This is a genomic window from Chloroflexota bacterium (assembly GCA_016219275.1).
Taxonomy (GTDB): domain Bacteria; phylum Chloroflexota; class Anaerolineae; order UBA4142; family UBA4142; genus JACRBM01.
In genome coordinates this window covers 1-26,162 of the sequence record JACRBM010000041.1, presented here as the reverse complement: position 1 = coordinate 26,162, position 26,162 = coordinate 1, and the positions used below count along the sequence as shown (strand labels likewise).

Genomic DNA, 26,162 nt, shown 5'->3' with positions numbered 1-26,162 from the left:
TGCTAACGCAATTCAGTTTGCCGGTTGTGCGAAACGAAACCTTCAATGAAAAAAGCGATGCCCAGAGTGACCAACCCGCACAATGCACTGATGCCCGCGCCCAGGACGAGTGACATCGGTTGATAATCGAATACGATATCATGTTCGCCGGATTCAAGCGGTACGGCGCGGAATAGCACATCGGCGCGCGAAATAGGGATTGGCTCAGCATCCACCCACGCGTTCCACCCAGGATACCAGGCGTCCGTCAGCACCAAATAACCTGGGCGATCAGTTGCCGCGCGCAAGGCGATGTGCTCTGGTTTGTAATCGCGGATTTCAACGCGATCCAGAGAATTATCGCCATTGAATTGAAGCGGAACCCCTTGTTCCAACAGTACAATTCGGTCGGCAGGGAAATCCGGTTTTTGCAAACGCGCAAATGCCGTCGCGTCATCGGCGATCTCGGCGGTGTGAACGATGAACGCGCGCGGCAACTGATCGCGATTTTCCCACGCGCCGACCGTATCGCTCATGTACGCCACAGACAAGTTGGGCTTGCCGGTAAGGGTTGCCAATGAAATGGCTTGATTGTTCTCGCCGATGAGCGATACACTTTCGATGCACAAGCGTCCGTCTGGTAGCGCCGATTCCACATTCATCGCGACGATGCGCCGCGCCGGCGCGAGTTCGTAGCGCGCGCGATAGGTATGCGCCTCGAACAATTTCCCGTACGCGCGCGTCGCACCGGGATAACTGTGCGCGACACGCGCGCGTGGATGTTGCGCTGTCCTGGTGTCATTCGCGCGGTCGAAATCCCAGTCATCCGTTTCGACGCTGACCCGCAACGGAAATTGTAGAGTACTGTTATCGTCCAAGGTCAGAACGATGTGCGCCGCCAGAGTGCCGGCGGGCAGATTCGCGGTTTGTTCGGTGAACGATGTGACCTGGATTGCCGAGGCGAGCGTTGCCGCGATGCGCGCTGGTTCATTGTTGAGCAACCACGCGAGCGATTGGGTTGGCGCGGCGATGCGATGCGTGCGTGGTTCCAACGGCAACATGAAATAGCGCACGTTCAGTAAATTCAACATGGGCGCGGACAAAAGATTGAGGTACTCTTCGTGTCGCGCGTACGGCAACGGCGAGTACACTTGCGCGCTCTGACGTCCATACACGGTCGCTTGGTTGGGTGCAAGACTACCGCGCACTGCCGGGACGCTCGGCACGATGGACAGATCCGTTAACACGCGATCCGTCACGCGCGGTTCACCCAGGGCATTCACAACGCGCGGTGGCGTCTCGACGTACGAAGGCGGGGTCAGTTGTGCGAGCGTGAAAAGAAAGGGTGGCGCAAAACTCACGAGATCGAACAAGGTCAAGCCCAGCAATGTCGCGATGAACGTGGCGCGTAAAATTTTTCGTCGCCAAGCGAGTGCGATGAAGCACACCGCGCCAATGCCAATCGCGAACGGAAGCCATTGCCACGCGGTGAGCCAAAACTCGAGCGATTGCGATTGAGTGAGCCAAAACGAAATGCCTGCGAGCGCGCCCAGGATCGTCGCGATGCCAATCGCTTTTTTGTTCACGCGCGAGGATGCCAACCGATTCGACAATTCGTCGAACGCGATCGCGCTGAGTAGAATCGCGCCAAACAGCGCCAAGAAAATATAGCGCGCGGGTGTGCGAAACAAGTTGAAGAGTGGTAGCCGGTAAATCAATTCGTATGCCGGGTTGAAACTGCCGAGCGCAAATGACAATGTGATGAGCACGAACAGCGTCAAAAAAAGCGTGCGCCGGGTGCGGCGTATGAGCGGCGCGAGTATGGCGAGCGCAAAAGGCGCGATGCCGAAGTATGCCCAGTATTCGTTCGTGTGTTCGATCGGTTCGCCTTGTGTGTACGGGAAGATAAATTGCGCGAGAAAAGATGGCGGCAAAGAATACTCGGTTAGATAGTCCTTGCTCATCGCCGCGCCGCGAACGGATTGCTGAATCAGTTCCATCGTCGGAACGATTTGAATCGCCGCGATGCCCGCGCCCAATCCCAGCGGAAGGATCGTCGAGACTAGAAATCGCCGAAGCGGGGCATACGCTTGCTCGGTTACGATTTCAAACAAGCCGAATAATCCCAGGGTCATTGCGCTCAACAACGCGGTCTGCGGAAATCCAGAGACGAGTTGCAAACCGATACTGAACGTCAAAAGCAGAAACCAAATGCGTTTGTGCGTGTGGAGGAATTGGCTGTGCAAGAAAATGAGCCAGGGGAGCCAGGCGCTGGCGACGAGAATCGGAGTATGATACAGTTTTTCGAGCGTCAAACCGTTGAAAGAAAAAATGAAACCGGCAAGTAACGCGCTCGGACGATTCAATTGCATTGCACGCGCACACACGTACATCCCAACGCCTATCCATGATAGATGCAACACCATCCCATATGAAATCGCGAAATGCGGCGGCAAGAATTTAAAGAGCAACAAATAGATCGGGGAAAATGTCGCGACGTGTCCTTCGGCGATAAGCGGAAAACCGGCAATGAAATTTGGCGACCAAAGTGGCAGGCGATTCTCGGCGAGCGCGCGCGAAAGCTCGACGCCGAAAGGATGATACAACAGCATAATGTCGGTGGTAAACCAAACGGCTTGTCCCAGCGTCACGCGCCAAAAATAAAGCCACGGAAACGCGAACAGGAATGCGATTGCCCAGACATCGCGGTTGGATAGAATTTTGAACAGCGGCGCGTGCGCGGCGCGGAAAGCAAGCATGGAATTCATTATAGCGAGAAAAAATCAGGGGTCAACGCGCGGTGTGTTTAGTGCACGTTCCACTTGAAACCGAAAAACGGAAACTGGTTGATGTTGCGCGTCATTTGCAGCGGCGGCGCGATGTATTGCCACGGCGCTTGCGAACCTTGCCACGTCGAAAGAAGCGACAACGCCAATGCCGGGATGATCAACGCCCACGCGAGATGTTTCCACGTTCGCGCGCTCAAAGGCGGCGCGAAGAAAATGAACGCGAACAAAAGCGGAATTGCCGGGATGAACCACCGTTCGCCATACGCGTTCCCGCCATAGTTGCCGGTGTTCGTTGCAAGGTAGAGACACAGCGCGGCAAATCCGATGATGGCGGCGAGACCTTCGATCCACCACGTGTGGCGGCGATTCCATGCGACGGCAATCGCGCCGACGATGGCGAAAAGCAACAGAGGATTGTAAGCGAACAGACCTTGCCCACCCAGGAACATTCGAAAAGCGTATGCCGCGTAATCGTCCGGTGTGCCGTTGCCGGCGAACGTCGCTGGAAATTCCGACCCAGGATAGTTGTAGCCATTCGTAATCATGTACGGCGGAATGATCATCCCCGCGATTTGATAATCGAGCAGCGCGGTGAGGACGAGCGGCAGCGCGCCGCCCAGCGCGAAGAAAAAGAACTCGCGGCGCACGCGCACGAGCGCGATCACGCCGACCGTCGCCGCGACGATGCCTGCCAGAACGTCGAACGCAATCGCAAGCGCGGCGAGCACGCCCGCGAAAAAGATCGCGCGACGATCCTCGCGGCGCGTAACGATCAAGTAGAAACTGCCGAATGCCGCGCTCGCCGCCGGGATGTGATGGTTCAGCACGAGTGCGTATGGAAACCACATCGTTCCGATACCGAGCGCGAACGTGCCGAGCAAAGCGATCCAGGTCGCTACGTTTTGGCGGCGCGCCAAATCGAAAAAGAGCGCGAGTGTAATCGCGGCAGGGAGCGCATCGAACACGCGCGCAAGCCAGGGATACGCGCAAGCGTTACAGTCCGGCGCTAACGATAATCCAGCCCAATGCAGGGGCGCATAAATGCCGACGCCCATCAGTGTGAGCATCGGCATCTTGTCCGAGTAAAATTTACCGTTGAGCCAAACCTTGTCTTTGGTCGCGTTAACCCAGGGCGAATCGTCAATCGCCCAGGTGCCGCGCTCGACGAGCGACTCGATTGCCGCGACGCGTGCGATGTCGTTCCACGCGGCGGGCTGGGGTTTGGTCAGGGGAAACGTGAGTACGAGGAATACGATCGCGATGACGAACGACGCCACTTTCATTTTTTGAATTCTTGTTGCTCGTCCCAGTTTTGTCCGACCGTGACATCCACCCGCAACTTCGATTCGAGCGCGTACGCGTTTTCCATGATCTCGCGCACGAGCGGCACCACGGCGGCGAGTTCATCGTCGGGACATTCGAGGACGAGTTCGTCGTGGACTTGGAGTGTCATCCGCGCGCGCAACTGGCGCGCATGCAATTCGTGGTGCAAACGCAGCATCGCGATCTTGATAATGTCGGCGGCGCTGCCTTGAATCGGCATGTTGATCGCTTCGCGTTCGGCGGCGTTACGCGCGGCGACGTTGCGGCTTGCCGCGTTCTGCAACTCGGGAAAGTAACGGCGGCGACCCAGCAACGTTTGCACGTACCCGCGCGTGCTTGCCTCGCGCTTGGTTGCTTCGGTGTACTCTTTTACTTTCGCAAACTGGGTGAAATAGTTGTCAATCAATTCACGCGCTTGCGTTTGTGACAACTCGGTGCGCGCGGCGACGCCATAGCCGGTGATGCCGTAGGCGATGCCAAAGTTGATCGTCTTGCCGAGCCGGCGCATGTCCGACGTGACTTGCGCGAGCGGCACGTTGAACAGACGCGCGGCAGTCGCGGCGTGAATGTCTTCGTTGTGCGCGAACGCCTCGAGCAAACCTGGGTCGCGCGTGATGTGCGCGAGGATACGAAGTTCGACCTGGGAATAGTCCGCGCTGATCAGTTTGCTGCCGCGCGGCGCAATGAACGCGCGGCGCACTTGGCGACCCAGCTCGGTGCGGATCGGAATATTTTGGAGGTTCGGGTCGGACGACGACACGCGCCCGGTCACGGTACCGGTTTGATTGTAACTTGTGTGCACGCGCCCGGTGTCGGGGTGCACGAGCGCAGGCAGCGCGTCCACGTACGTCCCTTTCAACTTGGACAACTCGCGATGTTCGAGAATCAACGGGACGACCGGATGCGCGTTCCGCAACGAGTCGAGCACATCGGCGGCGGTCGAAATTTTTCCGGTGCTCGTTTTAGGAACGCCAGCCGTTGGCAGTCCCAGTTTGTTGAAGAGCGCATCGGCGAGTTGCGCGGGTGACGCGACGTTGAGCGGCGCGCCGACGTGCGCTTGAATTTGTTTTTCGAGTTCGAGCAAGCGTTTCGCCAAATCGCCGGACATGACGCGCAACGCGTCCAGGTCGAGCAACACCCCGGCGCGTTCTATCGCGACGAGAACGGGAACGAGCGGCATCTCAAGTTCGTTGAATAATTTGTCCAGTCCGCGTTCGGCAAGTTGTGGGCGATAGTGTTCGACGAGGCGAAATGTGTAGTCGGCGTCCGCGCACGCGTACTTGGACACCTGCGCCACGTCTACCTGATCCATCGAAATCTGATTCTTGCCTTTGCCGATCAACGCTTCGATCTCGGTCATCTCGATTTTGAATTTGTCCGCGACAAGTTTTTTCAACCCAAGCAATTGCGTGCTGGGTTCGATGAGGTGCGCCGCGATGATCGAATCGAACGCGATGTGGTTGACGGTGATGCCGGCTTGCGCGAGCACGAGCGCATCGTACTTGGCGTTGTGCGCGTACTTGGCGATGCGTGTGCTCTCAAAGAGCGGTTTCAGTTTAGCAAGCACGCGATCCTGGGATAGAGACGGAGGACGGAGGACGGAGGACGAAGGATTCGTGTCGAAAGCAAGTTGTCCTCCGTCTTTCGGCTTTCGTCCTTCGTCTAATTCCAACGGGATATAGTACGCCTCGCCCTTGCCGACGCCAATCGCGATGCCGACGAGCTGCGCGAGCATCGCGTTCGTGCCGGTTGTTTCGACATCGAACACGAACGCGTCGAGCGATTGCAAACGCGCGACGAGTTGATCGAGCTCGGCGTCTGTATCTACCGTGTGATAATTATCGCTGACCGGCGCGACCGAGTCGGGCGCTGATGGTTCGGCGACGAGTTCGGCTTGGGTGGGTGTGCCAGGAAGTCGTTCGATCAAACTGCGGAAACCCAGGTCGCGAAAGAGCGCGACGACGCGTTCGCGATTGAACTGGGTTACGCGGCATGCATCGAGATCGAGTTGAATCGGCGCGTCGGTCACGATCGTGACGAGTTTTTGGCTTTGATACGCCGCATCTTTGCCGGCGCGCAATTTCTCGCGCGTGCGCGCGTCAATCTCGTCGAGATGCGTGTAGATGTTGTCGAGCGAGTGAAACTGTTGGAGCAATTTCGTCGCGGTCTTTTCACCAATGCCTGGGACGCCGGGCACATTGTCGGACGGATCGCCTTTCAGCGCCTTGAAGTCAATCAACTGTTTCGGTTCGAGTCCGTACCGTTTGACAACCGCGGCGTGATCGTAAATGACCGTCTCGTTGATCTGCCGCGCAAAGGTTAATACGCGCACGCGCGGCGTGATGAGTTGAAACGTGTCCGAATCGCCGGTGACGATGATTGTTTCGAGATTGGCGCGTTGACTCGCGAGGTGCGCGAGCGTGCCGAGCAAATCGTCCGCCTCGTACCCTTCTTTGCCGAACGTGGGAAAGCCGAACGCGGCGACGACCTCGCGCGAGCGTTGCAGTTGCGGCACGAGATCATCCGCGAGCGGCGGGCGATGCGCTTTGTATTGCGCGTACAGATCATCGCGAAAACTTTTGCCCACGTCGAACGTGGCGGCGATATAGTCCGGTTTTTCGTCGCTCAACACTTTGAGGAGCGTGGAAGCAAAACCGTACGTCGCGTTCGTCGGCTCACCGCTGGGACTGGTGAGCGTGGGCGGGACCGCGTGATACGCGCGATGAATGAGCGCGTGCGAATCGAGAAGGACAAGTTTCATGATTGTGGGTTGCGAGTTACTTGATGCGCTGCAATTCGGCAACGCCCGCCGATTGCAATTCTTGAAAGCGCGCGTCGCCGTCCTTAACGCGCCACTCGACGACTACCTTGCCGTCGCCGTCTTTGTACGCCGCGAGCGGTTTGTGTTTGAGGACGAGTTCAAACGCGTTGAGCGCGGCTTGATCGGGTTTGCTCAATTTGAGCAAGAGATACTTTTTCGGTTCCCATTCAATCGCGAAATTTTTTTCGCCCCAGGCTGCCTGGGCTTGGAACGGCGCGGCGTCTTTGACGCATGAGAACCACATCGTTTTGAAACCGGCGCGCCAGAATTCAAAGCGGAGTGCGTTTTCAATCGCGTGGCGGGAGGCGGGCATTTCGTTCAGAAGAAAATTCGATGGCATGGTTTCTCCTCAAAAAAAAGAATGTCACACGGACGGCGACAATTCTATCACAAGAGCGCGGAGAATGGCAAATGGCGGATGGCGAATGGCAAACGGTAGATTGTTTCTTGACTTTTGATTGGCTTTGGCGGAGAATTGGGTTGGGAGAAATTCGCAATGACAGACATGATTCGAACGTTTATCGCGATTGAGTTGGACGACGCGACGCGACGCGCGTTAGGCGAGGCGCAAGCGCGGTTGAAACGCGATCGCGCGGCGAGTTACGTGCGCTGGGTCGCGCCGGAGAATGTTCACGTCACGCTCAAATTTCTCGGCGAGGTCGCGGCGGAACGCGTGCCCGAATTGCAGAACGCGGCGGCGCGCGCGTGCGGGGGCATCGCGCCGTTCGCGTTGACGATCACCGGCGCGGGCGCATTCCCGAACACGCGGCGTCCAAACAATGTGTGGATTGGCGTCGAAGGTGATGTCGCGGCGCTGGAACGATTGGCGCAACGCGTGGAAGACGCGTGCGCCGCGCTCGGCTACGCGCGCGAGGAACGACCGTTCACCGCGCATCTCACGCTCGGGCGCGTCAAGCGCGATGCGTCGCCGAGTGATCGGCAGTTCGTCGGCAAGATGATCGAGCAGGCGCAAGTGGGCAAGCTCGGCGTGTTGCGCGTCACGTGCGTCAGTGTGATGAGAAGCGAGTTGCGTCCGGGCGGGAGCGCATACTCGCGATTAGCAGAGATTGGATTGATGAAGGACGGATGACGGAGGACGATCGTGTTTCTTGATCGTCGCGACGCGGGCAAGCAACTTGCCGCGCGGCTCGTGTTTCTCACAGCGGAGACCGATCTGATCGTGCTTGGCATTCCACGCGGCGGAGTGGTCGTCGCGGTGGAGGTGGCGCGCGAGTTGCACGCGCTGCTCGACGTTTTTATCGCGCACAAAATTGGCGCGCCGTTCAATGCCGAACTCGCCATCGGCGCGCTGACGAGCACGGGCGAAGTATGGTTCGATGAAGCGGCGCTTGACGAACTGCGGTTGGGTCAGCGCGCGATTGAACGCGTGGTGGAACAGACGCGCGCGGACATTGAGCATCGCGTTGAAATGTATCGCGGCAAACGCGCGCCGCTTGATGTGAAAAACAAAACCGTCGTTCTGGTGGACGACGGCGTGGCGACTGGCTCGACGGTGCTCGTTGCGTTGCGCGCGTTACGCAAACAAAATCCAGCGCGATTGATCCTCGCCGTGCCAGTGGGACCCGCAGACACGATGCGCCAACTTGCGTTTGAGTGCGACCAGGTTGTTGTCGTGGATACGCCGGACCCCTTCTTCGCCGTCGGGCGATTCTATACTCAGTTTGGGCAGACGAGCGATGAAGAGGTGGTAAGATTGCTGGAGGAAGTGGAGCGTGATGCGTGAGGTGTGAACTCGGGGTACACCGCAACGGTGGACGAATCGAAAGTACCTTCCAATTGCAAGCCGCTCCGTCGTTGCCGGCGTACGTTTCGCGTTTGTGCGGTTTTGAATCGGTCGGCATCTTGACGCTAGTATCGTTATATGATACTATTCATGTGTGATTGAGTCTTTCGCCGACCCTGAAACAGAAAAAATCTTCCAGGGCATTGCTTCGCGCAAGCTGCCTTTCACCATTCAGAAAACGGCGCGACGTAAACTGGTCTACTTGGATGATGCTGATGGCTTGCGTGACCTGTCTGCGCCGCCTGGCAACAGACTCGAAGCGCTTCACGGAAACCGTGAAGGTCAACATAGCATCCGGATCAATGATCAATACCGAATCTGTTTCAAGTGGTCAAAAGGCAAAGCGAAAGACGTGGAGATTACGGATTATCCCTAAACAGAGGTTACGTATGGAAAGATTACCGCCTATTCATCCTGGCGAAGTACTACTCGAAGATTTCATCAAACCACTCGGCTTGAGCCAATATCGCGTGGCGAAAGATATTGGGGTGCCGACTTTGCGGATTACCCAAATCGTGCGCGGAGAGCGTTCCATTACGGCGGACACCGCCCTGCGGTTGGCGCGCTACTTTGGTACGAGCGCAAACGTCTGGCTTCGTATGCAAGCGCGTTATGATCTTGAAGTTGCCGAAGCCAAGATAGCCAAGCGCATTAACCGTGAGGTCAAGGTTTTGCAGGTCGCGTAATCCGCCGCGCGAGATTCACGCCTCACGCTTTCGATAAAAACACAGCATCGTGCTGCCATACTTGCGCTGATCGTACAGTTCGAACTGGGTCAGCGCAAGTTCTGTGTACTCTTTCGGATGAATCTGCGCGACGAGGATGCCGTCGGGTGCGAGCACCTCGCGCGTGTCGAGCGTCTTGAGTGTTTCGGACCACAATTCCTTGTACTGCGGCGGCGCGATGTAGATCAAATCAAACGGTGTCATTGCGAGGAGCGACCTTTGCGACGAAGCAATCTCCAACCCCACCTTCGCCCTCCCCTTGTCAAGGGGAGGGTTGGGAGGGCTAGATTGCTTCGACGCTTCGCGGCTCGCAATGACAGGATAACCGCGAATGAACTTGAACACGTCGAGCCGCACGATTCTCGCGCGACTGGTCAAGCGCGTCAGTTCGAGATTCGCGCGAATCGCGTTCAGCGCCGCGCGGTCGAGTTCGACGAATGTTGCCGCGCGGGCGCCGCGCGAAAGCGCCTCGATGCCGACGCTGCCCGCGCCAGCGAACAGGTCGAGCACGTTCGCATCGCGCACATCCGCGGCGATAATGTTGAACAAACTCTCTTTCACGCGGTCGGTGATCGGACGCGTCGCCTCACCTGGCGATTTGAGTGTACGTCCTCTGGCTGTGCCGGAAATCACGCGCATCGTTTCACCACCGATAATGTCCAATCATTTTGAATGAACGCAAGGCATCCTCTTATAGACTTTATTGGAAACAACTTTTGCCTCTCGCCAAGACGCAAAGCACGCAAAGAATCATATTGAAAAAACTTGGCGTTCTTGGCGGCTTGGCGAGATATGCCCTATCCCCGATAATGTCTAATCCATTCGCGTTATTCGCGTTATTCGCGGATTAATTTATGATTTTGGCGAAGGTGTTGTTCAAAGTACGGCGATTCATTTCTTCAATTCGCGCAACCATTCTTCGATCTGCGCGCGGTCGGGCGTGTTCGGCTCAAGTTGCAGATGTTTCTCAAGATCGGTAATCGCCAATGCGCGATTGTTTTGCTTGCGGTACGCGAGTCCGCGATTGAGATACGCGATAGACATCCCAGGATCGAGTTCGAGCGCCTTGGTGTAATCCGCAATCGCGCGCGCATAGTCGCCCTTGTCGTAGTAGACGAGTCCGCGATTGTTGTAGACGCGCGGCAGGTTCGGTTCGATCTCTAGCGCGCGTGTGTAATCGGCGAGCGCCTCGTCGAGCTTGCCTTGGTCGTGATAGAGAATGCCGCGATTGTAAAACGCGCGAACGAGTTTGGGATCGAGTTGAATCGCTTTCGTGTAATCGGCAATCGCGCGTTCGGCGTCGCCCTTGTCCTCGAACGCGACCGCGCGATTATAGTACGCGTTGGCATACCTGGCATCGGCGGCAATCGCCTGGGTGTAAAGATCAATCGCCGTGTCGAGATCGCCTTGGCGTTGCGCTTGTTCCGCGCGCTGGAACAGCGATTGTGACAGCGACTCGGCGCGTGGCGTCAGTGCAGCGGGCGGCGCGACGTTTGGACCTGGGTAAGGAAGCGATGCAGGCGCGGGATACGGCGGCGCAGACGGCGCGGGATAGGGCGATGTCGGCTCGGCGTTGCAACCAACTAACGCGACAACCAGAATGATGAGCGCACAAATATTGATTCTCATTCAATGTGTTCCAAGTTTGATCTGCTAGGATTTTCGCATTGATTCTGTTTTGTGTCAAAAAGGAATGGGGCGACCACAAGGGTCGCCCCTACGAAATTATTTACGCGCCTTTTTCATTCGTTTGTTCGTTGGCGTTTTCTTCTTCGCGATTTTCGCGCGTTTCGGAGGTTTCGCGATCTCGCGTCCTTCCAATCCGGCGAGTTGCGCGTCGAGTTTTGCGCCGCGTTCCTGGTTTGCCGCGAGCGTGTCGCGCACTTTTTGCACGACCTCCTTCGGCGCTTTTTTACTGAAATCGCTTGCAAGTTGTTTTTCGGCGCGATCAATTGCGCCGCGCACGTTCGCGATTTCTTTAGCGAGCCGCGCCTTTTCTTTTTCGAGGTCAATCATCCCGGCGAGCGGCAAATAGATTTCGATTTTGCCGGCGATGAGCGCGAGCGACTGCGCCGGTTTCGCCGCGCGCTTTGCGATCTCGAACGCGCTCGCATCGAGCCGCGCGAGCGAGACAATCGTTTCGCGTTGCGATTCGAGCAGACTCGTCGCCGCCCCCGCGGAGATGATCGCCGGGATGCGCTTACCCGGTTCGACGTTGAACTCGGCGCGCGCGTTGCGAATCGCGCGGACTATATCCATCACCGTCGCGAATTCTTTTTCCGCGCGGTCGTCGAAGAATCGTTTGTCCGCTTGCGGAAATTCCGCGACCATCAACGCGTCGTACTGGCTTGGCATTCCGAACGCGCGTAGTTGTTGCCAGGTCTCTTCGGTGACGAACGGCATCGCCGGATGCAACAAACGCAAACCCTGGTCGAGCGCGTAAAGCAAAATTGCACGCGTGCGTTTCGCCGCGTTTGCATCGTTCCCGTAGAGGGCGTTCTTGGCGGCTTCGATGTACCAATCGGCAAACTCGCTCCAGAGAAAATCGTGTACCTGCCGCGTCCCTTCGCCGAAATCCCAACGACGGTACGTATCGTTCACGGTCGCGATGACGTGATGCAAGCGCGAGAGAATCCAGCGGTCGGGGAGAGACAGTAATTGGGCATTGGGAATTGGCGCGATCGGTTCGTTGGGTTTCAGGTTGCTTGTGATGAAGCGCGCCATGTTCCAAATCTTGTTGCCAAAGTTGCGCGCGTGCTCGACCTTTTCCATATCAAGCTTGGTGTCGTTGCCGGGCGCAGACGACGTCATGATCGTAAAGCGCAACGCGTCCGCGCTATAATCGGCAATCACATCGAGCGGATTGTCGCCTGGCTGTGGATTCGATTTGCTGATCTTGCTGCCGTCCTTGTGACGAATCAAGCCGTGCAGATACACGGTGCGGAACGGCACCTCGCCAGTGAATTCGAGTCCGTCCATAATCATGCGTGCGACCCAGAAGAACAAAATGTCGTACCCGGTTTCAAGCACCGAGGTTGGATAAAAGTATTTGAGGTCGGGCGTTTCATCGGGCCAACCCAGGGTCGAGAAGGGCCACAACCCGGACGAAAACCAGGTATCGAGCACATCTTCATCTTGGCGAATGTTCGTCGAGCCGCACACCGCGCATTGCGTTGGATCGGTGCGCGTGCAGGTCTCGTGTCCGTTCTCGCAGTACCACACCGGGATGCGATGCCCCCACCACAGTTGGCGGCTGATGCACCAATCGCGGATGCTGTTCATCCAGTTGAAATAGATTTTGTTGAAACGTTCCGGCACGATTTCGATTTCGCCGGTCTTGACTGCCTTGATCGCTTTTTTGGCGAGCGGCGCGATCTTGACAAACCATTGAGTTGAAATCAGTGGCTCGACCACGGTATTGCAACGCTGGCATCGTCCGATGGACATGGCATGGTCTTCGATGCGGTCGAGTTGACCGGCGGCTTGCAAATCGTCTACGAGTTTTTTGCGCGCGTCGTAGCGATCCAGTCCCGCGTACGCTCCGCCGTTCGCGTTGATCGTCGCGTTCGTGTTCATGATGTTGATGATCGGCAGATTGTGCCGCGCGCCGATGTCGTAATCCGTCGGGTCGTGACCCGGCGTTACCTTGACCGCGCCGGTGCCGAACTCGGTGTCCACTGAGTCATCCGCGATGATTGGGATGCGCCGACCGAGCGCGGGCAGAATCGCGTTGCGCCCGATGAGATGTTTGTAGCGTTCGTCTTTTGGATTCACCGCGACAGCCGTATCGCCCAGGATCGTCTCTGGACGCGTTGTTGCGACGGTGATAAATTCGTTATTGGTAATTGGTAATTGGGGATTCGGTTCGAGCCAGTACTTGACGTAGTACAACTTGCCTTGCTCGTCCTCGTGTTCCACTTCGAGGTCGCTGATGGCGGACTCGTCGCGCGGGCACCAGTTCACGAGGCGCGGTCCGCGATAGATGAGTTTCTTTTCGTAGAGCCGCACGAATGCTTCGCGCACCGCGCGCGACAAACCATCGTCGAGCGTGAATCGTTCGCGCGTCCAGTCGCACGATGCGCCCATGCGGCGAATCTGGTTTGTGATGATGCCGCCGTACTCGGCTTTCCATTCCCACACGCGCTTGACGAATTCTTCGCGTCCCAGGTCGCGGCGTTTGATGCCTTGCTTTTCCAGATTTTTTTCCACGACGTTTTGCGTCGCGATGCCGGCGTGATCGCTGCCCGGCACCCACAGCGTCGGCTCGCCGAGCATCCGATGCCAGCGAATCATCAGGTCTTCGAACGCGAGGAACATGGCGTGACCGTGATGCAGTTCGCCGGTGATGTTCGGCGGCGGAATCGAAATCACGAATGGTTTTTTGCCGGGATCAATGCGCGGTTTGAAATAACCGCGCGACTCCCACCAATCGTAGAGGCGTTGCTCCACGATTTTGGGATCGTACGCTTTGGGCATTTCGGTTGGTGTTGACATTGGGTATAACTCCTGTGTGAGAAAATGGTAATTGGTAATTGGTAATTGGACTACCCCGCGCCGATACTGGGAATCAACGCGGGGATGAGAACGATGACGGTCGTTGATTTTGTTTTGCATGTTTCAGTTGGGCGAAACATTTTGTGGGATTCCTTTTGCTGATTCGCGTTCGTACCAGTGAAATAAAAGCCGAGCAATCAAGCGGCTGATGAACATTGCCTCAGTTAGACTCCCAAGGTGTAAGACGCGACTGAAACTCTATCTTTTTTTTGAAATCTATTGTTTTGTGCATTTCATCTACGAACCAGGCGGTAGTCGGTTTCTGGACGAGTATAATCGTTTGTCCAGCGATAAACGCGATAAACGCGGTTATCAAAGCGTCGTTCAATGCCAGCCCTTCTGAAGACCGCGTTATTGCAAATCCCAGCGATAGGAATGTCGCGATGATTGCAGCAACATCGCCGAGAACTCGAATGGAAAGTTGAAATCGTTTTTCATCTTCGGATGGATAGAAAAGAATTCGTGTAAATATCCCAATGACACAACCAACAGTAGCTCCGGCAACTCCGCCAACCGGTGACCCCAAGAAGAAACTTACCAACATGGTCGGCAAAGCAGCCAGCGTTGCATCGGTAAGAACGTAGAAAAGGTAATCAAAATCAGAAAACAGGAAGGCGTTAATTACGTACCCCATGTAGAGCAGTCCAAGTAAAACTACCGAATAACCACCGCCAAGCAGTCCTCCACAGACTAGTCCCCATACTCCGCCGCGCCACGTCATTCCCCACAACAACTTGCGTGTCGTCATTTCGCGGCCTCCTTTTCGTACCAGAACGCAATCAGCGCGGGGATGAGAACGATGACGGTGTTTGATTTTGCCTTGCGTGTTTCAGTTAGGCGAAACATTTTGCGCGATCCCTTTTGTTGATTCGCGTTCATACCAGTGGGCGAGACGCTGGCTGGCGAAGGCTGCTCCTATCGCGGCTAATAGAATAGGCACATTGTAGAACAATGCGAAACCGATGAAATTCAGTGGCCTAGGTGGGGTCCCGTAATCCATGTCAAAGAATGTGTACATTGCTTTAAGGAGAATCAGACTGCTGGAAGTTACGTAGATAACACAAATTGTTCCCGCAAATTGACAAATAAGTGATTGTCCGCGGTGCCAGGTTGTGAGGAAATGTACCATGTTTCCCCAGAGAAGACCAGCCGTACAACCAAGTACTAATCCCATAATCATGCCAATAATTGCTCCAGCAATAGAGCCTACAAATAGTGACGATATCAGTCTCATTGAGGGCGATCGGTCTATTGGAACAATTGAAAAGCCCGTGTAGAAAAACAAAATGAAACCATATAATCCGCCGAGAACTGCACTTGTGACTATTCCCCAGCCACTGCCGCGCTGAATTGCCCCCAACACCAATTCCTCTTTTTTCATCTCGCGCTCTCCTGTTCATACCACCGCGCAATCACGCGGCTGATAAACGCGGACGCGACCCCGGCAATCAGCGCGGGGAGCGTCACGGCGAGCGCGAGCGTGCCCACATTCGCCTTGTCGCGATCCGCGTAAAACAGCATGATCGCAAAAAAGCCGAGCCACGCGGCAATCGTCGTGAACACCGCGCATGTAATCGCGATCACGCGGCGATACGTTTTCGCATCCTTCAACGGAAAGAAAAAAACTCGCGTTACGATTCCAATTAACAAACCATCCAACAACCCAACCACCAAACCAGTCGGCACGCCGAACAGCGCGCCCATCACCGAGCCGATGAGCGCGAGAACCAACACCGCGACGATGGCGCGCGGAATGTCATCGCGCTGCAAATCGAACGGCGCTTGCGCCGCCAAGCCAAACGCAAACAGCACGTTCGCGAAAATCGCGCCGTAAGCCGTGCCCAGCATCGTCCCGCCGAGCAAGCCCCACGCGCCGCCGCGCCAGGTTGTGCCGAAGAGTAGTTTGATCGTTGTCATTGTTTAATTCTGAAGTTGAAAATTCAAAATTCAAAATTCGGAATTTGAAATCTGAAACCTGAAATCGAAAATCGAAAATCCAAAATAAAAAATCCCCTTCACCTCAAGGGCGAAAGGGAGTTCGCGGTACCACCTTGTTTGGCAAGTAGTAATTGGTAACTGGTAATTACAAATTACAAATTAAAAATTACTGATTACCTTGCCGTCTCAACGCGTTAACGGGGCGAACCGGAGCCAACTAATCTGCGACAAGCATTTCGCTGACCCAACTCCCCGGCGACGTTCGAGCGTCCTTGTTGCGAGAGGTTTGCACCCGATGACCTCTCTTCTCTTTCAACGCGATTCGCTCTACTCTTCCGGTTCGACGTTGTTCGTATTCAACTGTGCCAAGATTTTAACACGAGTAACGTGATGTGTCAAACGTCTGGGACAACTATTTCTACGGCTGATGCAAAGTCGTTTTGTTTGTCATTTCGAGCGCAGCGAGAAATCCCGCGCCTCTGACAAAAGCGAGATTTCTCGTCGCAAAAAACGCTCCTCGAAATGACAACTCGAATTGTCAATAGACTTTACACCGACCGTACAACTATTTCGCATCCACACGCTCAAACAAACAGCGGAGTCGAGCACTAAACTCAACTCCGATGTTCGTTTTATCTGTCTACGGTCTACTGTCTACTGGCGACTATTCCTTCACTTCGCGGAACTCGCCCTCGACGGTGTCGCCTTTGCCGGGTGGTGGCGTGCCACTTTCCGGTTCGCCGCCGGGTGGAGGCGTTGCGCCGCCGGTCTGCTGGTACATTTTCTCGCCAATCTTTTGCAGCGATTGCGTCAACGCTTCGTTCTTCTTTTTGATCTCCGCGACATCGCGTCCGCCCATGGCGGTTTTGAGTTCAGCGATTTTGCCTTCGACTTCGGTCTTGACATCCGCGGGAACTTTTTCGCCGAGGTCTTTCAACATTTTTTCCGATTGATACACCGCGTTCTCGGCGGCGTTGCGCGTTTCGACTTCGTCCTTGCGCTTTTGATCTTCCGCCGCGAACTTTTGCGACTCTTTCACCATCTTGTCAATCTCTTCCTTGCTCAAGCCGGAAGACGCGGTGATGGTGATTTTCTGCTCGCGCCCGGTCGCCTTGTCTTTGGCGGTCACATTGACGATGCCGTTCGCGTCAATGTCGAACGTGACTTCGATTTGCGGCACGCCGCGCGGCGCGGGCGGAATACCATCCAAGTGAAACGTGCCCAATGATTTGTTGTCCGCTGCCATCGGGCGTTCGCCCTGCAACACGTTCACTTCGACCTGGGTTTGCATATCGGCGGCGGTCGAGAACACCTGGGATTTCTTCGTCGGGATCGTCGTGTTGCGTTCGATCAACGGCGTCGCCACGCCACCCAGCGTTTCGATGCCGAGTGTCAACGGCGTCACGTCGAGCAACAAGATATCTTTCACTTCGCCGCCGAGCACGCCGGCTTGAATCGCCGCGCCAACCGCGACGACTTCGTCCGGGTTGATGCCCTTGTGCGGCTCTTTGCCAAAATAACGTTGCACGACTTGTTGCATCATCGGCATGCGCGTCTGACCACCGACGAGCACGACTTCGTCAATTTGCGATTGCGACAGTTTCGCGTCTTCCATCGCGCGCTTGACCGGGTTGAGCGAATTCTCGACGAGGTCGCCGACGAGTTGTTCGAGTTTGGCGCGCGTGAGCGTCATCGTCAAGTGCTTGGGTCCCGAGGCGTCCGCGGTCACGAACGGCAAATTGATCTCGCTCGTCATCACGGTCGAGAGTTCGATCTTGGCTTTTTCTGCCGCTTCCTTCAAGCGTTGCAATGCCATGCGATCATTGCGCAGATCAATTCCGGATTCTTTGCGGAACTCATCCGCGATCCACTGGATGACGCGTTGATCGAAATCGTCGCCGCCGAGGAACGTGTCGCCGTTCGTAGATTTCACTTCGAACACGCCTTCGCCGAGCGACAAGACTGAAATATCGAACGTGCCGCCGCCAAAGTCGTACACCGCGATGGTCTCGTCTTTCTTTTTCTCGAGTCCGTACGCGAGCGAGGACGCGGTCGGTTCGTTGATGATGCGCAGGACTTCCAAGCCGGCGATGCGTCCCGCGTCCTTGGTCGCTTGGCGTTGCGAGTCGTTAAAGTACGCTGGCACGGTGATGACGGCTTGCGTCACGGTTTCGCCGAGGTACGCTTCCGCGTCCGCTTTTAGTTTCGCGAGAATCATCCCGGAAATTTCCTGCGGCGAGTACTGCTTACCGGCAAGCTCGACCCAGGCATCGCCGTTCGACGCTTCGACGATTTTGTACGGCAGAATCTTGCGCGCCTTTTGCACTTCGGCGTCGGTGAACTTGCGCCCCATCAAACGTTTGATCGAAAAGATCGTATTTTCCGGATTCGTAATCGCTTGCCGTTTCGCGACCTGACCGACGAGGCGCTCGCCAGTTTTCGTAATCGCGACGACGGACGGTGTGAGCCGCGCCCCTTCCGTGTTCGTAATCACGACGGGATCGCTGCCTTCCATCACCGCTACAACCGAGTTCGTCGTTCCCAGGTCAATGCCAATGATTTTTGATTTTGTAGCCATGTCTATAAACTCCTCGTGTTTTTCCTTCAGTTCCTTCAGTTCCCTTCGTTCGTGCCGGGAACTCTGGGAAACAAGGGAATTAGTTTTTCTTCTTTGCCACTTTGACCATCGTTGGACGTATCACGCGGTCGTTCAACTTGAACCCTTTTTGCAATTCCGCGATGACGACGCCATCATCGTGTTGATCCGTCTCTTCGTGAATGACGGCTTCGTGTACGTTCGGATCGAATGGCTGATTCAACGCGTCAATCGGTTTCAGCCCCTCGGCTTCGAGCACCGCGTTCATCTTGCGCGCGATCAGCATCACGCCCTGAATCCAGGTCAACTCGCGCAGATTGTCGGGAATCGTTTGGAACGCGCGGTCGAAATCGTCGAGCACCGGTAACAATCGCGCGATCAGCACGCTGTTCGCAAATTTGCCGAAATCCTCCCGCTCCTTGTCCGCGCGCTTGCGAAAGTTCGACAAATCGGCGCGCGCGCGCTGCCATTGATCGAGATACTCGGCAGATTTCGCGCGCTCGTCTTCCAACTGTTTCTTTAACGATGCCGCATCCTCTACTGCTTCTGGGTGTTTTTCTTCCAGTTCTTTCACTTGTTCTTCCGACATTCGATGAGCCTCCACTGAAAACTGTTCACGGTCCACTGCCCACTATCTTCCGTGCATCCGCGCCATCAAATCATCCAACAGACCGGCGACGTAGCGCACCGCGCCAATCGAACGCGCGTACTGCATCCGCACCGGACCCAGGACGCCGACGATACCGGTCGCTTCGCCGGGCAAACCATAGCGCGTGAGCACCATGCTATAGTCGCCCATTTCGTCGTACTGATTCTCGCTGCCGATGACGACGTGCACGCCGCGCGCCGGCGCGAGATCGCTCAACATCGTTTCGAGCATACTGCGTTGTTCGAGCATTTCCAGCAATGCCTGCATTCGCCCGATCGCGGAAAATTCCGGCTGACGCAAAATATCCATCATGCCATCGCGATACACATCCTGGGTCGTGCGCGTATCTACTTGCCGCATCAAATCCAGGACGGTGCCGATGACATCGCTTTCAAACATCGAAAGCGCGAGCCCGAGCGTACGAATTTGATCGGTGTTGCGTCCGGCAAGATGCTCGTTCAGCCGATTCGAAATCCGCATCAACTCTTCTTGCGGCACCGCTTGCGGCAGCGCGAGCATTTGTTGTTTGACCGTGCCTTCTTGCAAAACGAGGACGAGCAGCGCGACTTGATCACTAATCGTGACGAGTTGCAAATGTTTGAAACGACAACGTTCGGCTTGCGGCGCGGTCACGAGCGCGGCGCTGTGCGATGCGTGCGCGAGCACTGCCGCCGCGAGTCGCATCCACTGATCCACGTCGAGCGTGACCTGATGAAATTGGTGCCGAATCATCCGCTGTTCGACGAGCGGCAGTTCAAATTCCTCCATTAACGATTCGACAAAATAGCGGTAGCCCTTTTCGGTCGGGATGCGCCCCGCCGACGTGTGCGGGTGCATCAAATAACCCAATTCCTCAAGCGCGGAGAGTTCATTGCGGATTGTCGCCGAACTGACGCCAAGCCCACGCTGGCGGAGGGTTTCCGACCCGACCGGCTGGGCGTTTTCCACAAATTCCTGGACGACCAGCGCCAAAACCCGCCGCTGGCGTTCGCTCAAATCTGTCATAAAATTATACTCTTTCCGATTTAGCACTCTCGGCACATGAGTGCCAAGATTTTAGCACAAAGAAAAGCACTTGTCAAGAAGTTACGCGAACCGTCGTGCCGATTTCGATACCAAACGCGACCGCCGCGTTGCCGTTTCGCACCGCGATTTCGAGGGTACCGCTCGAACTGACGAGCGCGAGCGGCTCGCCCAGCGCCGCCTCCGCGTAGGTCTGGCGAATGCCGATCAGCACGCGTCCCGCGAGGTGAACGCGTGTCAATCCACCCAGTATCCCACCTGGAATGTTCGTGATGAGATTGCCGAAGCGATCAATGTGAACGACCTTGCCGACAATCGCGCCGTCCGTATCGCGCGTTGCCATCGCGATGTCGAGTTGTGTCCAGTCGTCTATCGCGTCGCCCAGCGCGTCGAGCGGCACGCCGAGCGAGAGGTGCGCGGCGACGGGCGCAAAAATATCGCGACCGTGAAAGGTGTGGGAAACGCGCGGCAGAAAAAATTGCGGACGATTCAGATGCACGACGCGAAATGGTAATGGGTAATTGGTCATTGCTGGCGCGATCACGCCGTTATCCGGCGCGACGAAAAACGTTTCGCCGATTTGCATCGCGATGGGTCGTCGCGATGTGCCAACACCTGGGTCAACGACGACGACGTGAATGGTGTTCGCCGGGAAAAACCCGCACGCGTTTGCAAACAAAAACGCGCCCTGTTCAATGTTCTGCGGCGCGATGTCGTGTGTAATGTCCACGATGCTGGCTTGCGGATTGATATTGAGGATGACGCCTTTCATCGTCCCGACAAATCCATCGCTCGATCCGAAATCAGTCGTTAGCGTGATAATGCGATTCATTCTAATTCCAAAAATGGGAAACGAATGAACGCGCACAAACGCAGATTTTTTAATCCGCGTTCATCTGTGTTCCTTCGTGTCCAAACAACTCTGAATGTCTTCCCGATACACGCCCCACATTTGCTCTGGCAATCGCGCGCCGATGCGCGTCATCACTTGCCGCGCCGCTTCGCGATCGCGCTGTGTGCGCGGCAACGTGTGCGGCACGCGCAAGTCGAACGGCTCGCCGAAATTTGCGAGGAGAGTGTCCTCTTCGTACACGCCGACCGGCAAAAATGGAATCGTGTTGTGCGCGAGCATCAGCAAAAACAGCCCTGCGCCTGAGGGCGGCTCGCACAATGCGAGTCCTGGTCCCGTGTTTCCTTCCGGCGCAAGTCCAACCAATTCCGGCGCGTCGCCGCGTGTCAACGCGAGCGCGCGGCGAATCGCGTACGCGGCGGTGCCGCGATAGTGCTCGACGACCGGCGGCAGTGTCACAAGTCCGTACGTTTTGGCGAGTTGCCCGAAGAACCAACGCGTGAGCGGTTGTTTGACCCAGCGTCCGAATCTGCTCGGATACCACCACTCACGCGCCATCGCAAAGTGCACCTCGCGCGGTTCGCGCGTGCGTCGCGCGGTAATGGTCGCAAGCACGAGCGATGCGCCCCACCACGCGCCGAGTCCCGGACGATCATAGTGATTGAGGACGAGGATGAACGGGGAATCAGCCGGAATATTTTCGGAGTTGAGCGCGCGCGGGGCTGGGTGTGCGCCTTGTAAAAGCAACGCCGCGTCGCGGCTCAGAGGTTTGGGAATGCCGGTGAGTGTGAGAAGAAATGGTACGACTAAACGTGGATGCCAGGTGCGATAGTTGACGCTCACGTAATTTCCGTTTCGCGCGTAGAGCTGCCCCGCCGGGGCGTCTCTACTTTGATGCTTTGTACACCAGCCACATGCGTTGCACGGCGGTCACGTTCGCAAAAATCGCGAGAATTCCCAGGACGGTGAACAAGGGTGTATCGCCGAAAAGCGCGGTGAGCAACAGACCGATAACGAGCAACGCGATGCGCTCGAATCGTGTGAACCAACCTTCCTTGCATTCGACGCCGATGCCCTCGGCGCGCGCGCGTGCGTAGCTAACCATCAACGAACCGAGCAGCGCAAAGTAGATCACGTAAACGATGAATGTGAATCCTTGTTGCAGATACCAGTACAAGATTCCGAAAAAGAGCGCGCCTTCGGCAAAACGATCCGTCGTCGAATCGAGAAACGCGCCGAACTTGGTCACGCGATTCGTCATCCGCGCGAGCGTGCCGTCGAGCGCGTCGAGAATGCCGGACGCGATGATGAGCAAACCGCCGAGCGCGAGTTGCCCGGTCGCGAGCACGACGCCGATGAGACACATCCCGGCAAACCCGATCAGCGTCAGCGCGTTCGGCGTCAATCCCAGTTTGTGCAAGCCGCGCGCGATCGCATTCAAAAACGATTGCGCGCGTTGGCGAATCCAATTACTCAGCAAGGCAACCTCAGTAGTGCGATAGTGTGTTCGTGCGATAGTGCGATAGTTGACGCACTATCGCACTATCGTACTATTGCACTATTGCACTTGGAATTCCTTCAACTCGACCGTACTCGCCGCGCCTTCGGTGACGAGTTCCGCGACACACGCGCCGACGGCGGGCGCGAGCGCGAGACCGTACCCACCAAATCCGGCGGCAACGAACAACCCTGTGATTGCTGGGGCTTTGCCGATGATTGGATGCGCGTGCGCGGTCACATCATAAACTCCCGCGTGTCCTCGCACATAGCGCGCGTTCGCCATGACCGGCAATCGCGTCACGATGCGCTGGCGCAATTCATTGACGAACGCGGGGGATACGCTTTCGTCGAAATGATCGGGGTTTACATTTTCGTCGTTCGGCTCGATCATCCCGGCGTACAGCAAGCCGAAGGTGTGCGGACGAAAGTACGCGCCGGTGTACGCATCGAAAAACGCGGGATGCCCTTTTTTCAATTCGGCGGGACGATCAAAGAACGCGACCTGGGTTCGCGCGACGCGCATGCCCAGTTCGATGCCGAGCGGTTTGAGTAGGCGTTCGCTCCACGCGCCCGCCATCACGACGACCGCGAGCGTTTCAATGGTGCCGGTCGTCGTCTCGATGCCGGTCACGCGCCCGTGCTCCACGCGAATACTTTTGGCAAGCGTGCCCGTGCGAAACTCTGCGCCGTACTCTTTCGCGCGCGCGGCGAGCGATTGCGCCATCTGCATCGGGTCCACGTAACCTGCGTCCGGCTCGAACAGCGCGCGCGGCGCGTCGTCCGCGTTCACACCTGGTTGAAACTCGCGTAACTCATCGGCGGACAAGGTTTGCGCCGGTGCGCCGATCCGCGCGAGCATCGTGGCTTGCTCGCGCAATACCGTTTCGGGCGCGAGCGCGAGCAACCCAGTTTTGATGAACGCGCATTCGCCGCCGACGATGCTCTTCCAGTTTCGCACGTACTCCAGACTCTTCCATGCAAGCTGTGCCTGGGTCTCGTCGGGCAAACTCGCGTGCATCAGACCGCCGCTCCGTTTCGTCATGCCCGACGCGACCGATCCTTTCTCGACGACGACGATGCGCGCGTTCAGCGGTCGCGCGTCATCGCTGACGCGCGCGCCGCGCGCGAGATGAAACGCGGCGCTACAGCCCATCACGCCGCCACCTACAATCACGACATCGGCAAAGCGATTCATCCGATTTTCCCTTTTCGCAGTTGCCAACTCAGGATGCGTCCCATCCGTGTGATGCGTTTGCGGTACGAGATTTTCGATTTCGCCGGCGCGAGACGCGTTTGTGCGCGCACCTGGTCGTAATAGTCAAGCACGCGTTGCGCAATGATGCTCCAATCGTACTGCGCGGCTTTGACTTTGCACGCGGTCGTCATTTGCGCGCGGCGCGTTGGATCGCGCAAGAGTACGCCGACCGCGTCTGCGAGCGCGTCCTCGTCTTTCGGCGGCACGAGCAGCCCTTCAATACCCGGATCGAGAACGGTGCGATAACCGGCGATGTCGCTCGCGACAATCGGCACGCCCGCTGCCATTGCTTCGAGCAGGACGATGCCGAAACTTTCAAAGCCGGTTGAGGGCGCGCAAAAAATCGTCGCCGTGCGAAAATAGCGCGGCAATTCTTCGGGCGAGGCATAGCCGATGAAATGAATGCCGTGCACATGGTGCGAGCGCGCGTACCGCACGAACGGCGCCTTGTCCTTGTGGCTGTACGCGCCGACGACGAGCAAGCGCGCGTCGGGCTGGGCTTGCTTGATCGCGTGCCACGCGCGAATCAGATGGCGAAATCCTTTACGCGCTTCGAGTCGTCCGACGAACAACACATTCGGGCGTCCATCGTTATAGCGCTCGATGGGTTGAATGTGAGGCGCGCAAAACTGCGCGCAGTCTACACCGTTGGGAATCAGCGCGTAATCGCCGGGAAAATACTGGGTGATGTAATCGCGCGCGGCTTCGGAAACGAAAATGCGTCCGTGCAGACGACCCAGGGCGCGCTTGATAAGACTGTTCGCCATGTCGTACACTGCGTTCGTTTCGCGATACGCGTGGAACGTGCCGATGTTGATCGCTTTCGAGTGGCGCAGGACGATGGGGCAGAGGATTGGCGCGGTCGGCTCGTGGACGTGCACGATGTCGAAATTTTCTTGCTCGAGAATTTTTTTGACGCGGCGATAGATTTGCGGCGACAGAGTGACGCGCGCTTTCGAGCCGCTGAACGGCACGAGCGACACATCGTCCGTGACGCGAATGATGTGCGCGTCGAGCGCGGCGTCATCCGCGCTCGACGCGGCGATGATGCGTGTGTCGTGCCCGAGCGCGCGAAAGTGCCGGTCGAGGTGTGTGATGTGTTCCGTCACGCCGCCGGGATACGGATAATCGTACGGAGAAACGAGAGCGATTTTCATTGAAACCTTAGGAGCATATCACCAATTATCATCAGATCCTGGTAGTGAGTTGATTGGAAGAGTCAAAAAGGGAGCTCTCCGTCGAAAGTTGTGAGAGATTCCAATTCTTTTCCTGTTCTTGATTTGAAGACTTCACATAACTGGCTCATACTCCGAGGATCTATTTGCTCTTTATAATCTTTTGTAATGTTCCTAATGAATGCCATCACATCTGGATCGCCCATTATCAGAAAAATTTGCGAATTGCCAAGACACGTACTAACGATATCGTTAACTTGGGATTGTGTGAAATCATTATGATGTTTGAGCCTTGCTATGACGCTGTGAGTCCGCGAAAAAGATGTACTTCCTGATAGGTCTCTTATCAGAATTTCTTTTTCATACTCGCTTGCTAGCTTGATCGCGGGGAACCTTTCCCGAAAGAAAGATGACAATTTGTTGCTGAAAAAGAGTAGCGACCCTTTTGTGTTTTTCCATTCATCTAGAAGAAAGGGATCGAATTTGCTATCATCTATTGGCGAACTGTAATCCTTGTCATCTGTAACGAAGTAAATATGCTCTCCATTTGGCGATGCCTCAAGCAAGGATTCCCAATTTAGCGCATCACCCAATGAGCCGGTTTTGCCAGGTGGGTTTCCGAGTTCAACACGGAGTCGAGCTTTTGCTAATACGGTGTCTGTAGTAAGGATTCGAACTGCAAGATTGAATAGTTCTTTGATAATACCATCAGCCTTCAGTGTTTCATCTGAAACATCTATGAAGATCTTTTCTAGAAGTCTTGCGTGAGCAGTTTCATAGTGTCTTTGCAGTTCTCTGAGCTGATCGTATTCTTCATATTCTTTGCACAGTTGTGGAAATTGTAGGTTGAGTTTCTGTTCTCGTAGTCTTTTCAGGGCATCTACAATCTTATTTTCACGGTTTCTTCTAAATTCAACCTCAACTTGTCGCGGGAGTAAGAGACGTACCTCATCTCTGCGTAGAAGCACAATCAACTTTCGCAATTCTTCTAAATCATCACTTGTGAAGTGATAAAAGGACAAGAAGATATTAGTGTCAATGGTAACTGCTCAGGCGGTTGATGCAGGTTGCGTAGCCAAGATGGGCGGCACATAGGGTGTTCCTTGCAACGCCGACTTGAGTGCATCCAAGACCCGCTGTCCGTTTTTCTGCGCGGTGGAAATGTAACTGCGAACTTGGCA

22 protein-coding genes, 1 pseudogene and 1 other annotated feature are annotated in these 26,162 nt (G+C 56.0%); of the genes and pseudogenes, 4 read left to right on the top strand and 19 right to left on the bottom strand.

The features are described 5' to 3' along the window. Positions 1-2 precede the first annotated feature (2 nt). The 4 genes from HY868_10700 to HY868_10685 are packed head-to-tail and all read right to left on the bottom strand — an operon-like array spanning position 3 to position 7,252. Positions 3-2,738 carry a YfhO family protein gene (locus HY868_10700; GenBank protein MBI5302597.1) on the bottom strand — a complete coding sequence of 912 codons (2,736 nt, stop codon included), beginning with the start codon at positions 2,736-2,738 and terminating at the stop codon, positions 3-5. Between the two features lie 47 nt (positions 2,739-2,785). Next, positions 2,786-4,051, bottom strand: coding sequence for a hypothetical protein (locus tag HY868_10695; protein MBI5302596.1), 1,266 nt, complete (start codon positions 4,049-4,051; stop codon positions 2,786-2,788). Then, the gene (gene polA, locus HY868_10690) at positions 4,048-6,852 is read right to left on the bottom strand and encodes a DNA polymerase I (GenBank protein ID MBI5302595.1); all 2,805 of its coding nucleotides are present in this window, start codon (positions 6,850-6,852) and stop codon (positions 4,048-4,050) included. The genes HY868_10695 and polA overlap by 4 nt, the downstream gene beginning before the upstream one ends. Before the next feature lie 16 nt (positions 6,853-6,868). Further along, positions 6,869-7,252 (bottom strand): hypothetical protein, encoded by a 384-nt coding sequence (locus HY868_10685; protein ID MBI5302594.1) that lies wholly within the window; start codon positions 7,250-7,252, stop codon positions 6,869-6,871. A 156-nt stretch (positions 7,253-7,408) separates the two neighbouring features. Here HY868_10685 and thpR point away from each other — a divergent pair, with 156 nt between their 5' ends. From thpR to HY868_10665, 4 genes are all read left to right on the top strand, one after another. After that, complete coding sequence (gene thpR / locus HY868_10680; protein ID MBI5302593.1) at positions 7,409-8,002, top strand: RNA 2',3'-cyclic phosphodiesterase; 594 nt, start codon at positions 7,409-7,411, stop codon at positions 8,000-8,002. A gap of 12 nt (positions 8,003-8,014) precedes the next feature. Continuing rightward, on the top strand, positions 8,015-8,656 hold the full coding sequence (locus HY868_10675; GenBank protein ID MBI5302592.1) for a phosphoribosyltransferase: 642 nt from the start codon (positions 8,015-8,017) through the stop codon (positions 8,654-8,656). A gap of 154 nt (positions 8,657-8,810) precedes the next feature. Further along, positions 8,811-9,092: a type II toxin-antitoxin system RelE/ParE family toxin gene (locus tag HY868_10670; GenBank protein ID MBI5302591.1), complete on the top strand. Its 282-nt coding sequence runs from the start codon at positions 8,811-8,813 to the stop codon at positions 9,090-9,092. Positions 9,093-9,105: 13 nt separating this feature from the next. Then, complete coding sequence (locus tag HY868_10665) at positions 9,106-9,402, top strand: HigA family addiction module antidote protein (protein ID MBI5302590.1); 297 nt, start codon at positions 9,106-9,108, stop codon at positions 9,400-9,402. 15 nt (positions 9,403-9,417) lie between these two features. On the opposite strand, the gene HY868_10660 is transcribed toward HY868_10665, so the two are convergent. The 15 genes and pseudogenes from HY868_10660 to HY868_10590 all read right to left on the bottom strand — a co-directional run bounded on the left by HY868_10660 (position 9,418) and on the right by HY868_10590 (position 26,027). Continuing rightward, complete coding sequence (locus tag HY868_10660; GenBank protein ID MBI5302589.1) at positions 9,418-10,080, bottom strand: RsmD family RNA methyltransferase; 663 nt, start codon at positions 10,078-10,080, stop codon at positions 9,418-9,420. Between the two features lie 252 nt (positions 10,081-10,332). Beyond that, positions 10,333-11,070: a tetratricopeptide repeat protein gene (locus HY868_10655; protein ID MBI5302588.1), complete on the bottom strand. Its 738-nt coding sequence runs from the start codon at positions 11,068-11,070 to the stop codon at positions 10,333-10,335. A gap of 96 nt (positions 11,071-11,166) precedes the next feature. Then, positions 11,167-13,935: a valine--tRNA ligase gene (locus HY868_10650; protein MBI5302587.1), complete on the bottom strand. Its 2,769-nt coding sequence runs from the start codon at positions 13,933-13,935 to the stop codon at positions 11,167-11,169. A 220-nt stretch (positions 13,936-14,155) separates the two neighbouring features. After that, entirely contained in the window at positions 14,156-14,743 is a 588-nt protein-coding gene (locus HY868_10645) for a hypothetical protein (GenBank protein ID MBI5302586.1), read from the bottom strand. Between the two features lie 81 nt (positions 14,744-14,824). Further along, entirely contained in the window at positions 14,825-15,376 is a 552-nt protein-coding gene (locus HY868_10640; protein ID MBI5302585.1) for a hypothetical protein, read from the bottom strand. Then, positions 15,373-15,912 (bottom strand): hypothetical protein, encoded by a 540-nt coding sequence (locus tag HY868_10635; GenBank protein ID MBI5302584.1) that lies wholly within the window; start codon positions 15,910-15,912, stop codon positions 15,373-15,375. The genes HY868_10640 and HY868_10635 overlap by 4 nt, the downstream gene beginning before the upstream one ends. Before the next feature lie 102 nt (positions 15,913-16,014). Beyond that, positions 16,015-16,286, bottom strand: a binding site (T-box leader). A gap of 311 nt (positions 16,287-16,597) precedes the next feature. Then, positions 16,598-18,511 carry a molecular chaperone DnaK gene (gene dnaK / locus HY868_10630; GenBank protein ID MBI5302583.1) on the bottom strand — a complete coding sequence of 638 codons (1,914 nt, stop codon included), beginning with the start codon at positions 18,509-18,511 and terminating at the stop codon, positions 16,598-16,600. Between the two features lie 79 nt (positions 18,512-18,590). Continuing rightward, positions 18,591-19,118 carry a nucleotide exchange factor GrpE gene (grpE, locus tag HY868_10625; GenBank protein ID MBI5302582.1) on the bottom strand — a complete coding sequence of 176 codons (528 nt, stop codon included), beginning with the start codon at positions 19,116-19,118 and terminating at the stop codon, positions 18,591-18,593. A 42-nt stretch (positions 19,119-19,160) separates the two neighbouring features. Next, entirely contained in the window at positions 19,161-20,183 is a 1,023-nt protein-coding gene (gene hrcA / locus HY868_10620; protein ID MBI5302581.1) for a heat-inducible transcription repressor HrcA, read from the bottom strand. 73 nt (positions 20,184-20,256) lie between these two features. After that, positions 20,257-21,033, bottom strand: coding sequence for an SAM-dependent chlorinase/fluorinase (locus tag HY868_10615; protein MBI5302580.1), 777 nt, complete (start codon positions 21,031-21,033; stop codon positions 20,257-20,259). A 60-nt stretch (positions 21,034-21,093) separates the two neighbouring features. Next, on the bottom strand, positions 21,094-21,894 hold the full coding sequence (locus HY868_10610) for a hypothetical protein (GenBank protein ID MBI5302579.1): 801 nt from the start codon (positions 21,892-21,894) through the stop codon (positions 21,094-21,096). 43 nt (positions 21,895-21,937) lie between these two features. Beyond that, positions 21,938-22,417: a CDP-alcohol phosphatidyltransferase family protein gene (locus HY868_10605; GenBank protein ID MBI5302578.1), complete on the bottom strand. Its 480-nt coding sequence runs from the start codon at positions 22,415-22,417 to the stop codon at positions 21,938-21,940. Positions 22,418-22,609: 192 nt separating this feature from the next. Further along, positions 22,610-23,746 (bottom strand): FAD-binding oxidoreductase, encoded by a 1,137-nt coding sequence (locus HY868_10600; protein ID MBI5302577.1) that lies wholly within the window; start codon positions 23,744-23,746, stop codon positions 22,610-22,612. Then, complete coding sequence (locus HY868_10595; protein MBI5302576.1) at positions 23,743-24,963, bottom strand: glycosyltransferase family 4 protein; 1,221 nt, start codon at positions 24,961-24,963, stop codon at positions 23,743-23,745. Before HY868_10595 ends, HY868_10600 begins: the two co-directional genes overlap by 4 nt. A 62-nt stretch (positions 24,964-25,025) precedes the next feature. Then, a pseudogene (locus tag HY868_10590) lies at positions 25,026-26,027 on the bottom strand (DUF4935 domain-containing protein). Positions 26,028-26,162: the final 135 nt, after the last annotated feature.